We start from the raw sequence: 12,496 nt of genomic DNA on the forward strand, positions 1-12,496 counted from the left end.
TATTAGCTAAATCGAAACATCAAAAAGGGTTGCGTTACAGAGTGCGCAGGGCGGCAAACGCGGCCGCCAGCTTGTGCGCATCCTTCTGGCCTGGGGCACTCTCTACCCCGGAGTTGAAATCAAGGCCGAGGCAGCCGACCTGGGCCGCCTGCAGGGCGTTGTCGGGGTTAAGGCCCCCCGCCAGCATCAGTTTGCTCTTGTCGAGCGTGGCCAGCAGGGCCCAGTCGAACGCCTGACCGGTGCCGCCGCTCTGGCTGCCTACTTTGGTATCGAGCAGCAGGCGATCCGCCGGATAGTCGAGGGCGGGCAGCGGCTCGCCGCTTTCCTTGCCAAGAGAGATGCCAATTGCTTTCCAGATCTGGCAGCCAGCGGGCAGCAGCGGACGCAGTTCCTCGATATAGGCGGCATCTTCATCCCCATGCAGCTGCACCGCGGCGAGCCCCAGCGCCTCCACCGTCTTGGCGATAGTGGCGGGCTGGGCATTGCGAAATACCCCAACGTAAGAGAGCGGCGCGCCAGTCATCACGGCGCGGGCGGCGGGGATGTCCACATAGCGCGGGCTTTTGGCCACAAAGATAAGACCGCCAAATACCGCGCCCGCCTGATGGGCGGCGGCGGCATCCTCGGCGCGGGTCAGGCCGCACACCTTGTTCTGGCCCAGTACCAGCTTGCGCACTGCCGCCTCCAGATCCGGCTCGGCCATCAGGGACGAGCCCACCAAGAAGCCCTTGGCATGGTGGCGCAGATCCGCCACCTGGGCGCGGTGGTTGATGCCGGACTCGCTGATCACCACCCGATCGCTCGGGATATCTTTAGCCAACTGTTTGGTGCGAGCGAGATCGACGCTCAAGTCGCGCAGATCCCGGTTGTTGATGCCAATGACCGGTGCACCAAGGGCGATGGCGCGGGTCAGCTCCTCCTCGTTACTCACCTCGGTGAGCACGCCAAGGCCCAGCTCTTTGGCCACCGCGAACAGGGCGCGATAGCCCTCGTCGGTGAGCACCGAGAGCATCAGCAGGATGGCGTCCGCCTGATAGTGGCGGGCCAGATAGACCTGATAGGGGTCAATCATGAAATCTTTGCAGAGCACCGGCTGCGATACGCGACCTCGCACCCGTGGCAAAAAGGCAAAATCCCCCTGAAAGAACTTCTCGTCGGTCAGCACCGAGATGGCGGTGGCGTATTTGCCATAGATATCGGCGATCGCCTCCGGGCTGAAGTCATCGCGGATCAAGCCCTTGGAGGGAGAGGCCTTCTTGCACTCCAGAATAAAGCGGGTAGAGCCTGCCTTGAGCGCCCCGACGAAATCCCGATCGCTTGGGGTCAGCGCGCTCTGGAAGCGCTCCAGCGGCTGGGCCAGCTTGCGGGCGGCAACCCACTCCTGCTTGGCCGCCACGATCTTGCCGAGGATGGTCTGGCTGATGGAGGCCATGTTCAGAAAAGCATGGGGGGCGATAAGGTCTGACATCTCGTTATCCTTGCGAAACTGCGAACTGCCGCTCGGGAGTTCTGCATGAGTGCCCTGCGGGCGTTCTGAATGACTGCTGTGCGACATAGTGGCTGACATCATGCCTCCTGATGGCCCGCATCCTGATGGCTCAAAGTAGCCAGCTGAGCGGCCAGATCCGCTGCCTTGCCGCTCGCCAGCACCGCCAGCACCTCGGCCGCCGCGCTCTTGAGATCGGTCGCCTTGCCCGCCATCAGCAGCAGCGGCGCCACATTGGCGGCGATGGCGGCGTTGTGAGCCGGAGTGCCACGCCCCTCCAGAATGGCGGCGGTGATGGCGCGGTTCTCTTCGGGCTCGCCACCCTGAATGGCGCTGACCGGATAGGTCTCCAGGCCAAAGTCAGCCGGGGTGAGCAGAAACTCGCGGATTTCGCCGTCACGGATCTGGGCCACCTGGGTCGGGCCGTGAATGGCAATTTCATCCAGCCCGGCGCCGTGCACCACCATACCGGTTTTCAGTCCCAGAGCCAGCAGGGTTTCGGCGATGGGGCGCACCAGCTCGGGGGCATAGACCCCCATCAGCTGATAGGTGGGGCGAGCGGGGTTGATAAGCGGCCCCAGCACGTTGAACAGGGTGCGGGTCTTGAGGGCCTGACGTACCGGCATGGCGTGGCGCACCCCGGCGTGATACTGGGGGGCGAACAGGAAGCAGATGCCGAGCTCATCCAGGCAGCGGCGCGCCTGCGCCGGGCTCATGTCGAGCTTGATGCCCATTTTGTCGAGCAGATCGCTCGAACCAGACTTGCTCGAGACCGAGCGGTTGCCGTGCTTGGCCACTTTCAGGCCGCAGGCGGCGGCGACCAGCGCCGAAGTGGTGGAGACGTTGATGGTGTTGAGGCCATCGCCACCGGTGCCGACGATGTCGCAGAAGGCATAGTCCGGACGCGGGAAGTCGCGCGCTTCTGCCAAGAGGGCCTCGGCGGCGCCGGCGATCTCCTCCGGCGTCTCCCCCTTGATCTTGAGGGCGGTGAGCAGGCTTGCCAGCACTATGGGGTCCACTTCGCCACGTACTACCTGGCCGAAGGCGTCGCGGGTACTTTCACGGCTCAGAGACTGACCCTGATAGAGGGTGTTGAGATGATGATGCATGTTGGTCTCCTTACCGCACACTGCTAACTGGACGGGTGATGTGGGCGAGCGCCTGGGTCAGCAGACGGGCCCCTTCCGAGGTCATGATGGATTCCGGGTGGAACTGGAAGCCCAGCACCCGCTCATCCTGCTGCTCGATGGCCATGGGCATGCCCTGATAGTGGGCAATCACCGTCAGCTCTTCCGGTACATAGGTGGCGACTAGCGAGTGGTAGCGTGCCACCGGCAGCGGGCTCGGCAGACCGGCGAAGGCGCCGTGGCCGTTGTGCTCAATCAGCGAACGCTTGCCGTGGACGATTTCACCTGCCGCGCCAACGGTGCCGCCGTAGGCTTCGCACAGGGCCTGATGACCGAGGCAGATACCGAGGATGGGCACCTGACCACGGGCCAGTTTGATCAGATCAATCAGGCAACCCGCTTCGTGGGGGGCGCCCGGGCCCGGCGAGAGCACCAGCACGGCGTCCCCTTCGCAGGCGGCGATCTCGCTCATGATGCGGCTGGCCGGCAGGCTGTTGCGGTAGATCCGCACCGGATAACCGAGGGAGCGGAACTGATCTACCAGGTTGTAAGTGAAAGAGTCGAAGTTATCGAGCAGGAAGATATTAGTGGCTGTTGATCCGGTACTCATAGGCTCACGTCCTTATGTTGCTCCTGCTGGGCGCTCAGGGCTTGCAGAGAGGTGCCATGGCTGGCTGCAATGGCGGCCAGCACGGCCGCCGCCTTGGCGCGGGTCTCGTCCGCTTCGGCTTGCGGCTTGGAGTCATAGACCACCCCGGCACCGGCCTGTACGTGGGCCACGCCATCTTTCACAAAGGCGGAGCGGATGACGATGCAGGTATCCATCTCGCCAGCGCCGTTGATGTAGCCGACGGCGCCGCCGTAGCTGCCACGGCGTTTGCCTTCCACCATGCGAATGAGCTCGCTGGCGCGGATCTTCGGCGCGCCGGTGAGGGTGCCCATGTTCATGCAGGCCTGATAGGCGTGCAGGGCGTCAAGGTCGGAGCGCAAGGTGCCGACCACCTTGGATACCAGGTGCATCACGTGGCTGTAGCGATCCACTTTCAGCAGCTCCTTGACGTAGCGGGTGCCGGGCTCCGAGATGCGGGCGATGTCGTTGCGGCCCAGATCCACCAGCATCAGGTGTTCGGCCACCTCTTTCTCATCCTGACGCAATTCGAGCTCGATGCGGCCATCGAGATCCCGGTTGATGCTGCCATCGGGGTTGAAGCCGCGGCGGCGGGTGCCGGCGATGGGGTACATCTCCACGTCGCGGCTGGCGGCGCAGAATTTCACTGCGCTCTCGGGGGAGGCGCCAAACAGGGTGAAGCCCTCATCCTGCACGTAGAACATGTAGGGGCTGGGGTTGGTCTGCTTGAGGCGGCGATAGGCGGCCAAGGGGTTTGGGCAGGGCAGGGAGAAGCAGCGGGACGGCACCACCTGGAAGATGTCGCCACGGCGGATAAAGCCCTTGAGCTTCTCTACCTCGGCGCAGAACTGCTTGTCGCTCTTGTCCACGCTCATGCCGCCGGTCAGGGGCGGGGTGGCCGGGGCCTGCGCGGGGGCCTGCTGGCAGGCGAGCTTGAACTGGACGAGGCGCTCGCTCAGGCGGTGGTATCTGTCTTCCACCCGGCTCTCGTCGCTGTCTCCGCCAAAGATGCAGGCGAGCAGCGCAGTAGATCGCGCGATGTGATCGATGGTGATCAGGGTCTCGGCCACATAGAAGCAGTAGTCGGGGCAGTGGTTGCTCCCTTCCGGCACCTCGGGCAGATCCTCGAAGGAGGCGATCAAGTCATAGGCGAAGCTGCCCGCCATAAAGAGAGCTTCGCTGTTCGCGCTAGCGTCAAGAGGGCCGAGCTGGCAATCGAGCTCCCGTTGCAGGGTGCGTAGCACGTCCAGCACGCTGCTCCCCTTGAGGCGGGAATCTTCGTCCAGCTCCCGATCGGAGGCTGGAAAGTCGAGCTGCAGCTCGCCATCTACCAATGAGCGGGCCACCACGGCAGGCAGGCGCTCGGTCAGCAGGCATTGCAACTGGGCGCCGTTGTCGTTGAGGCTGCGCACCCGCACGGTGCGGCCGCGGCACTCGATGCGCAGGCAGGCATCGACCAGCAGCAGGCTCTGTTTGCCCGCTTTGGAGTCGATTTCGACCGATTCCAGCAGCAGGTTGTTGGGGCGACCCTGGCAGAGCTCGCTGTAGAGCGCCAGCGGATCGGCCACATAGGGGGCGTTGAGTTTGAGGGTATCGAATTCACCCAGAGGAAGGCGATGTGTGGCTGTCATAATGCGTTCCCTTGCGTGTGATGCGGTTTACCGATGTTCATGCGTCTAATCCCTTTAAAGAAAGCCTTGAAAAATGCCATGGAAATTAGGTTGGTTTGGGCGATTTCATCAGGGTCGCCATCGCCAGGTCATTGCGCTTGTTTGAATTCTCGGTTTCATCACAGGTTCATTTGCCGGATAATAAAAAAGCCCGCTGGGGTGAGCGGGCTTTCTCTTTGGGTTCTTAATTCGCTGTCAGATTACAGGTACAGCAACGACCACACGCCCGCATGTCAGGGAGTGTGCCACCACCAGATGGTCAGGATGGACGTCGTTTGCATGATAAAGTCCTGTAAAAAGAGGTTTGCAATGAATTGCCTACAGAAAACGATAAAGCCGCGGCCAAGTCAAGTCGCTTTTAGCCTTCTTTCACTGCGCTGCGACGAACAGTGACCTGACCACGAGAGCGGAATAACCTGATGAGATTCGATCTTCACTGCCATACCACGGCCTCAGACGGAGTGCTGAGCCCCGCCGACCTGGTGCGCCGCGCCGCCGAAAAAGGGGTCGAAGTGTTAGCGGTTACTGACCACGATACCCAAGCCGCGCTTGATGAGGTGCGCTGCACCATCGAGGCCGAGCAACTGCCGCTGCGACTGGTGAGCGGGGTCGAGATCTCCACCGGCTGGGAGCATCACGAAATTCATATCGTGGCGCTGGGGGTGGATGAAAAAAATCCGCAGCTGACCGACTTTCTGGCCGGTCAGCTGGCTCGCCGTGAGGCGCGTGCGCTGGAAATCGGGCGTCGTCTGGAGAAGTGCCTCATTCCCGGCACCTATGAAGAGGCCAAACAGCTCGCCGGTGACGCCGCTGTGACCCGCGCCCACTTTGCCCGGGTGCTGGTGGCGCGCGGGGTGGCCGACAACATGCAGAAGGTATTCAAGAAGTACCTGAGCCGTGGCAATAAAGGCTATGCCCCGGCCGAGTGGCCCGAGATGAGCGAAGCAATCACTGCCATTCACGCCGCTGGCGGGCTGGCGGTGCTGGCCCACCCCAGCCGTTACGATCTCACCGCCAAGTGGATCAAGCGGCTGCTGGTGGCCTTCAAGGCGGCCGGTGGCGATGCCATGGAGGTGTCATTGCCCCAGCAGAGCCCGCAGGAGCGGGCCAATCTGGGTCAGTGGGCCAAGGAGCACGACCTCTATATCTCGGTGGGATCGGATTTTCACTTCCCCTCCAACTGGACCGAGCTGGGCCGCCACCTCTGGTTGCCAAAAGAGGGCATGCCGGTCTGGCTGGCCTACCCCGGTCACTTTGGGCTCACCACCGAGCAACATGCAGAGCTGCTGGCGAGTCGCTAACGGCGTCAGCGAAATCAGGGTGCAAACCGGGCAAGAGGGGATGGCCATCGTGTGGCTGGCCTATCCCGGTCACTTTGGGCTCACCACCGAGCAACATGCAGAGCTGCTGGCGAGCCGCTAATGGCACCAGCGAAGCGGCCACAAACAGGTTAAGGTAGTGTCATGGGTTTTTGACCCGTGACCATACGAGCGGGCAGGGTTTGCTGCCCCCATTGCGAGAACAAGCTATGAGTCAGCATTTTTACGTACATCCGGAAAACCCCCAGGCCCGTCTGATCGGTCAGGCGGTACAGATCATCCAGAACGGCGGCGTGATCGTCTATCCAACCGACTCCGGTTATGCGCTGGGTTGCCAGATGGGTGACAAAGGGGCGCTGGAGCGCATCTGCCGCATTCGTCGCCTCGATGCCAACCACGACTTCACCCTGGTGTGCCGCGATCTCTCCGAGATCGCTACTTACGCCAAGGTCGACAACAGCGCATTTCGCCTGATCAAGAACAACACCCCGGGTGCCTACACCTTCATCTTCAAGGCGACCAAAGAGGTGCCGCGCCGCCTGATGAACGAGAAGAAGAAGACCATCGGCATCCGTATCCCGGACAACAAGATCGCCCAGGCGCTCTTGGAAGCCCTCGGTGAGCCGCTGCTCTCCACCACATTGATCCTGCCGGACTCCGAGATGGCCGAGTTTGACCCGGAAGAGATCTTCGACAAGCTGGGCAAACAGATCGATCTGGTGGTCAACGGCGGTTATCTGGGCGAGCAGCCCACCACTGTGGTCGATTTCTCTGACGACGAGCCGGTATTGCGTCGTCGCGGTGCCGGGGATCCGACTCCGTTTGAGTGATGTCGCTGAACCGGTGACAGTCCCTTCCGTCGAGACGGGTGCTGGCTCCACGCTACCCATCGCGAAAGTCCTGGGGCAGCCCTATCACGAGCTGCCCCAGGACTTGTTCATCCCGCCCGATGCGCTGGAGGTGTTCCTCGATACCTTCGAGGGACCGCTGGATCTGCTGCTCTACCTCATCCGGCGCCAGCAGCTCGATATCCTCAACCTGCCGATCCTGCAGATCACCGCCCAGTACATGGAGTACGTGGAGCTGATGCAGGGGCTCAACCTTGAGCTGGCGGCGGAGTATCTGCTGATGGCGGCCTGGCTGGCCGAGATCAAATCCCGCCTGCTGCTGCCCAAGGCGCCGGAGCTGGAGGATGAAGAGGAGGGGGAAGACCCGCGGGTGACGCTTATTCGTCGCTTGCAGGAGTACGAGCGGTTCAAGGTGGGGGGCGAGCGCCTCAATGCCTTGCCACGAGTGGAGCGGGAGATTTATATCGCCACCGCCCTGCCCCCCGATTTTGGCGCCCTCAAGCCACTGGCGCCCGATGTTTCGCTGGTTGAGCTCGCCCTTTACATGCAAAGTGTGGTAAAACGCGCGACTCATTTCGAACATCACCAGATCCGCCGCGAACAGATCCCGACCCGGGTGCGCATGGCGGAGATCCTCGCCATGCTCACGCTGGGGCAGACCCTGCGCCTTGAGCAGGTGCTGCGCGCCGAAGAGGGGCGCATGGGAGTACTGGTGACGTTTCTGGCCCTGCTGGAGCTGTGCAAGGAGCAACTGATCTGGATCTTGCAGGCAGAACCCTTGGGTCCAATCCATTTCGCATTGGCTGCAGAAGAGAATGAGAAACGTGAACAGACCCATTGAGCGTGCATCCCGTCTGTTGCGTTGCAGCCAGAACCCTTGGGTCACAGTGCATTTCGCATTGGCCGAGCAGAGCGAGGAGGGCAACCGTGGCGCTGCCCACTGAACGACTCAAGACCCTGATCGAAGCTGCGTTGTTCGTGGCCGGTCGTCCGCTCAATGTCAGTGAGCTGAAAAGCAGCGTGCTGGCCGATTATCCGGTGACCAGTCGCTATGTTCAGCTGCTGTTGGCCGAGATCAGGCAAGATTACAACTCGCGAGGGGTCGAGCTCAAAGAGGTCGCCTCCGGCTGGCGCTTTCAGGCGCGTCAGGAGTATGCCGAAGAGCTTTCAAGGCTCTGGAGCGAGCGGGCGCCGCGCTATTCGCGCGCCGTGATGGAGACGCTGACGTTGATCGCCTATCGCCAACCCATCACCCGGGCCGAGATCGAAGCGATCCGCGGGGTGGCGGTGTCGAGCCAGATAGTGAATACCCTGAAAGAGCGTGGCTGGGTGCGCAGCATTGGCCACAAAGAGGTGGCCGGTCGCCCCGAGCTGCTCGCCACCACCAGAGAGTTTCTGGATTACTTTAATCTGCAGAGTCTGGAGCAGCTCCCCGAGCTGGATCCTGAGCTGCAACCCCTGTTGCCCTCGGCGGTGGACGGGGAGAGCGATGCCCGGTGAATGGCGCCCAAGCGTGCCGATTTCACCGAGATATACATTTTTCAACTGTGGCGAGCGCTTCAACCGGCGTTTGTTACAGTTAACCCCGTTGCCCCTCTGACGAGTGGGCAGCGATCAACAATCAGGTAACCCCGATGAGTGAAAAACTGCAAAAAGTGTTGGCCCGCGCGGGTCACGGCTCCCGTCGTGAGATGGAGGCCCTGATCACCGCAGGTCGGGTCAGTGTGGATGGCAAGGTCGCCACACTGGGGGATCGCGTCGAAGTGAACGCCGTGATCCGGGTGGATGGTCACCAGGTCAAGACCCGCGGGGCAGAGGAAGTGATCTGCCGCGTACTGGCTTACCATAAGCCGGAAGGGGAGATGTGTACCCGTCACGATCCGGAAGGACGTCCCACCGTGTTTGATCGTCTGCCCAAGATGGAAGGTGCCCGCTGGATTGCGGTCGGCCGCCTCGACGTCAACACCTCCGGTCTGTTGCTGTTCACCACCGACGGTGAACTGGCCAACCGTCTGATGCACCCGAGCCACGAAGTGGAGCGGGAATACGCGGTACGTGTCTTTGGCGAGATCACCGAAGCCATGCTGCAGCGTCTGCGCAAGGGCGTGCAGCTGGAAGATGGCACCGCCAAGTTCAACAAGATCAAACCGGCTGGCGGTGAGGGTCTGAACCAGTGGTTCAACGTCACCCTGACCGAAGGTCGCAACCGTGAAGTGCGCCGCCTGTGGGAATCCCAGGAAGTGCAGGTGAGCCGCCTGATGCGGATCCGCTACGGCGACGTCAAGCTGGACCGCGGTATCCCGCGCGGCGGCTGGCAAGAGCTGAAACTGCCGGAAGTGAACTACCTGCGCGGTCTGGTCAACCTGCCGCCGGAGACCGAATCCAAGGTCGATCTGCAGCAGGATGGCAAAACCAGCCGTCACAAGCAGGCCGCCCAGATCCGTCGCGCCGTGCAGCGTCACAAAGAGATGCAGGGCAAAGAGCCGCGCGCTCGCGCCACCACCGCCCGTCGCAAGCCGCAAGCCTCTACCCGCAACTCAGGTACCGGCAGCAAGTAAGTGACAATGCGTTGCGAACTGCGTGCTGTCAAAGAGCGCGCAGTCGGCCAATAGAAAGGCCCGCACCAGATGGTGCGGGCTTTTTTTGTATCAAATGATCTTCATCGCTTGAAAAAGGGGAGACTGGCAAGACGTTGAGTGGCATTTCCGTCGGCTGCTTGCCCGCAGACTCGCCGCTGTGGTTGCTCTGCTCCGGTGAGCTTGTTAGCAGACGCCCCGTAAACCCTCGCCCAATCGAGCGGGGATATAAGGGGAGCTAATCTGGCGAGTTCTGCGAGGCTACATACGCCTTGAGTGTTTCGATAGTGGCCCCGCCAGCACTACAAGCAAAATAAGAGCGTGACCACAGCACCCCGCTATTACTCTGCTTTTGCAGGTGTGTATTCAAGATGCGAACGTGGCGACTGCTGATCGACTTCAAATTGTTGACCAGTACGCTTATTGCCAGCTTTGGCGGATAGGCAACCAGAAGGTGAACGTGATCAGCTTCGCCATCCATCTCCAAAACATCGATCTCCAGCTTCTCTGCTGCGGATAAAAATGCGCTGCGCATCTGCTCGATCATGGTGCCATCAAGCAGTTTGCGGCGGTACTTCGTGGTGAAGATTAAATGCACAACTAGCTTGCTGACGGAATGGCGGCGGCGTAAATACCCCTCAAAAGATTCATTGTGTACACTCACTTGAAATACCCCAAACAAAGCCTTATTGTGAGCTTACTTTATATCAGAGCGCCCAATGTGAAAAGAGCCACGAAAGTACGCATTTACCCCACCGGCGAACAAGCGGCATTCCTCAATGCCCAGTTCGGCGCGGTGCGGTTCGCGTACAACAAAGCCCTTCATATTCAGCGGCACATGTTCCAGCGCCACGGGGTTTCACTGAAACCCAAACGCGACTTGAAACCCCTGCTCGCTGTGGCAAAAAAATCGCGCAAATACAGCTGGCTGAAAGAGTACGATTCACAAGCCTTACAGCAGGCGGTGATCAACCTGGATAAGGCATTCGCCAATTTTTTCAACCCCAAGCTCAAGGCCAGGATGCCCACCTTCAAGAGCAAGCGAGGCAGGCAATCGAGCTACCACCCCAATGGCAAAGTGCTGACCGATGCCATCCTGTTACCGAAGATGACGCCCATCCGAGCTGTCATTCACCGAGATATTATCGGCGTGGTCTCCAGCATCACGGTCAGCCGTGGCCCGACAGGGAAATACTATGCCTCCATCCTTTGCGATGATGGCCGTGAGGCTCCCGCCAAGCCCTCCCTCATCACAGAGGTGACAGGCTATGATATGGGGCTGTCCCACTACCTCATTGCGTCGAGTGGCAAAAAGATGGCCAACCCGCGTCATCTTATCAACGCCAGTCGCAATCTGCGGCGAAAGCAAAAAGCACTGTCTCGCAAGAAAAAAGGCAGTGCCAATCGTAGTAAGGCCAAATTACAGCTGGCCGCCCTGCACGAGCGGGTAGCCAATGCTCGCGCTGATTTTCAGCACAAACTCTCTCGCACGATAGTTGACGATAACCAAGCGATCATCGTGGAGACGCTTAAAACAACCAATATGATGAAAAACCACAAGCTGGCCCGCGCCATTGGCGATGCTGGCTGGCATGGTTTTATCATGAGGCTGGAGTACAAAGCCCAAGCGGCGGGCCGCCACCTAATCAAACTCGATCAGTGGTTTGCCAGCTCTAAACCATGTAGTGAGTGCGGCCACAAGATGCCGGATATGCCACTTCACCAGCGACAGTGGGTATGTCCAGCGTGTGGGGCAGAGCATGACCGCGACATCAACGCGGCCATAAACATTCGACAGCAAGGAATATTGGAATTAAAAGCGGCGGGGCTCGCCGTTTCTGCCCATGGAGGCCAGCGTAAATCCGTCAATCTGACGGTAGCGGCCTAAGAAGTGGGAAGCCTCGCCGCTTGAGGCGGGGTGCAGTCACCCTGTGCGGCTCTGATAGAGGAGTGAACGATGAGCAAGGTACTTGATGAGCTGCTGGCGTTGCTGGCGCTGGAAAAAATAGAGGAGGGCCTGTTTCGGGGCCAGAGCCAGGATCTCGGTCTGCGGGCCGTGTTTGGCGGACAGGTAATGGGGCAGGCCTTGTCAGCCGCCAAGCAGACGGTTGAGACCGGCCGTCAGGTTCACAGTTTTCACTCCTACTTCCTACGTCCGGGGGATGTGACCCGTCCTATCGTCTATGACGTGGAGAATATCCGCGACGGCCAGACCGTCTCCACCCGCCGGGTCAAGGCGATCCAGGGCGGCAAGCCCATCTTCTATCTCAACGCCTCGTTTCAGGTGCCGACCGATGGCTTCGAGCATCAGGCGCAGATGCCCACCGGCATCACGGCGCCGGAAGCGCTCAAGAGCGAGCTGGAGCTGGTGCGCCCCTACGAGAACCTGATCCCGGCCTCCCTGCGCGACAAGATCCTCTGCGAGCAGCCCATCGAGATGCGCCCGGTGACCCTGGTCGATCCTATTCGGCCGACGGTGCAGGATCCGGTGCGTCACGTCTGGTTCAAGGCCAATGGCCAGATGCCGGACGATCTACGGATCCACAAATACCTGCTGGCCTACGCCTCCGACTTCAACTTCCTGCTCACCTCGTTGCAGCCGCACGGGGTGTCGTATTGGGAGCCGGATATGCAGGTGGCCACCATCGATCACTCCATGTGGTTCCACCGGGATTTCCGCTTCGACGACTGGCTGCTTTACGTGGTAGACAGCCCGAGCGCCAGCGGCGGTCGCGGTCTGGTGCGCGGCCAATTCTTTACCCGTGATGGCATGCTGGTGGCGAGCACCATGCAAGAAGGGGTGATCCGCCGTCGCGGCAGTTAAGTTGCGCAGCGGAGTCAA

Annotated in this window: 12 protein-coding genes; 7 read left to right on the forward strand and 5 right to left on the reverse strand. The window is 60.8% G+C overall.

The genetic code is table 11. The features are described from left to right. Positions 1-34 precede the first annotated feature (34 nt). Genes trpCF through NMD14_06365 form a run of 4 tightly spaced genes read right to left on the reverse strand, consistent with a single transcriptional unit; the run spans position 35 to position 4,872 of the window. Positions 35-1,567, reverse strand: coding sequence for a bifunctional indole-3-glycerol-phosphate synthase TrpC/phosphoribosylanthranilate isomerase TrpF (gene trpCF / locus NMD14_06350; protein XEI34024.1), 1,533 nt, complete (start codon positions 1,565-1,567; stop codon positions 35-37). Further along, on the reverse strand, positions 1,567-2,595 hold the full coding sequence (gene trpD / locus NMD14_06355) for an anthranilate phosphoribosyltransferase (protein XEI34025.1): 1,029 nt from the start codon (positions 2,593-2,595) through the stop codon (positions 1,567-1,569). The genes trpCF and trpD overlap by 1 nt, the downstream gene beginning before the upstream one ends. 10 nt (positions 2,596-2,605) lie before the next feature. Next, positions 2,606-3,223, reverse strand: a complete 618-nt coding sequence (locus tag NMD14_06360; GenBank protein ID XEI34026.1) for an aminodeoxychorismate/anthranilate synthase component II — start codon at positions 3,221-3,223, stop codon at positions 2,606-2,608. Next, positions 3,220-4,872: an anthranilate synthase component 1 gene (locus tag NMD14_06365; protein XEI34027.1), complete on the reverse strand. Its 1,653-nt coding sequence runs from the start codon at positions 4,870-4,872 to the stop codon at positions 3,220-3,222. Before NMD14_06365 ends, NMD14_06360 begins: the two co-directional genes overlap by 4 nt. A 458-nt stretch (positions 4,873-5,330) precedes the next feature. On the opposite strand from NMD14_06365, the gene NMD14_06370 reads away from it, so the two are divergent. The 5 genes from NMD14_06370 to rluB all read left to right on the forward strand — a co-directional run bounded on the left by NMD14_06370 (position 5,331) and on the right by rluB (position 9,636). Continuing rightward, complete coding sequence (locus NMD14_06370) at positions 5,331-6,212, forward strand: PHP domain-containing protein (GenBank protein ID XEI34028.1); 882 nt, start codon at positions 5,331-5,333, stop codon at positions 6,210-6,212. Positions 6,213-6,439: 227 nt separating this feature from the next. Then, a complete protein-coding gene (locus NMD14_06375; protein ID XEI34029.1) occupies positions 6,440-7,060 on the forward strand; it encodes an L-threonylcarbamoyladenylate synthase in 621 nt (206 codons plus the stop codon). After that, a complete protein-coding gene (locus NMD14_06380; GenBank protein ID XEI34030.1) occupies positions 7,053-7,919 on the forward strand; it encodes a segregation/condensation protein A in 867 nt (288 codons plus the stop codon). The genes NMD14_06375 and NMD14_06380 overlap by 8 nt, the downstream gene beginning before the upstream one ends. An 86-nt stretch (positions 7,920-8,005) precedes the next feature. Continuing rightward, on the forward strand, positions 8,006-8,578 hold the full coding sequence (gene scpB, locus NMD14_06385; protein ID XEI34031.1) for an SMC-Scp complex subunit ScpB: 573 nt from the start codon (positions 8,006-8,008) through the stop codon (positions 8,576-8,578). Between the two features lie 134 nt (positions 8,579-8,712). Further along, on the forward strand, positions 8,713-9,636 hold the full coding sequence (rluB, locus tag NMD14_06390; GenBank protein ID XEI34032.1) for a 23S rRNA pseudouridine(2605) synthase RluB: 924 nt from the start codon (positions 8,713-8,715) through the stop codon (positions 9,634-9,636). 256 nt (positions 9,637-9,892) lie between these two features. On the opposite strand, the gene tnpA is transcribed toward rluB, so the two are convergent. Next, positions 9,893-10,318: an IS200/IS605 family transposase gene (tnpA, locus tag NMD14_06395; protein XEI34033.1), complete on the reverse strand. Its 426-nt coding sequence runs from the start codon at positions 10,316-10,318 to the stop codon at positions 9,893-9,895. A 57-nt stretch (positions 10,319-10,375) separates the two neighbouring features. On the opposite strand from tnpA, the gene NMD14_06400 reads away from it, so the two are divergent. After that, positions 10,376-11,542 (forward strand): transposase, encoded by a 1,167-nt coding sequence (locus NMD14_06400; GenBank protein XEI34034.1) that lies wholly within the window; start codon positions 10,376-10,378, stop codon positions 11,540-11,542. A 69-nt stretch (positions 11,543-11,611) separates the two neighbouring features. Continuing rightward, positions 11,612-12,478, forward strand: a complete 867-nt coding sequence (gene tesB / locus NMD14_06405) for an acyl-CoA thioesterase II (GenBank protein ID XEI34035.1) — start codon at positions 11,612-11,614, stop codon at positions 12,476-12,478. Positions 12,479-12,496: the final 18 nt, after the last annotated feature.

It is taken from the genome of Aeromonas veronii (assembly GCA_041319085.1).
Lineage (GTDB): Bacteria > Pseudomonadota > Gammaproteobacteria > Enterobacterales > Aeromonadaceae > Aeromonas > Aeromonas veronii_F.

Excerpts from the sequence above, each read along its gene's own strand:
- tesB (XEI34035.1), top strand. The coding sequence starts at position 11,612 with ATGAGCAAGGTACTTGATGAGCTGCTGGCGTTGCTGGCGCTGGAAAAA.
- trpCF (XEI34024.1), bottom strand. The coding sequence starts at position 1,567 with ATGTCAGCCACTATGTCGCACAGCAGTCATTCAGAACGCCCGCAGGGC.
- trpD (XEI34025.1), bottom strand. The coding sequence starts at position 2,595 with ATGCATCATCATCTCAACACCCTCTATCAGGGTCAGTCTCTGAGCCGT.
- NMD14_06365 (XEI34027.1), bottom strand. The coding sequence starts at position 4,872 with ATGACAGCCACACATCGCCTTCCTCTGGGTGAATTCGATACCCTCAAA.
- NMD14_06370 (XEI34028.1), top strand. The coding sequence starts at position 5,331 with ATGAGATTCGATCTTCACTGCCATACCACGGCCTCAGACGGAGTGCTG.
- NMD14_06375 (XEI34029.1), top strand. The coding sequence starts at position 6,440 with ATGAGTCAGCATTTTTACGTACATCCGGAAAACCCCCAGGCCCGTCTG.
- rluB (XEI34032.1), top strand. The coding sequence starts at position 8,713 with ATGAGTGAAAAACTGCAAAAAGTGTTGGCCCGCGCGGGTCACGGCTCC.
- NMD14_06360 (XEI34026.1), bottom strand. The coding sequence starts at position 3,223 with ATGAGTACCGGATCAACAGCCACTAATATCTTCCTGCTCGATAACTTC.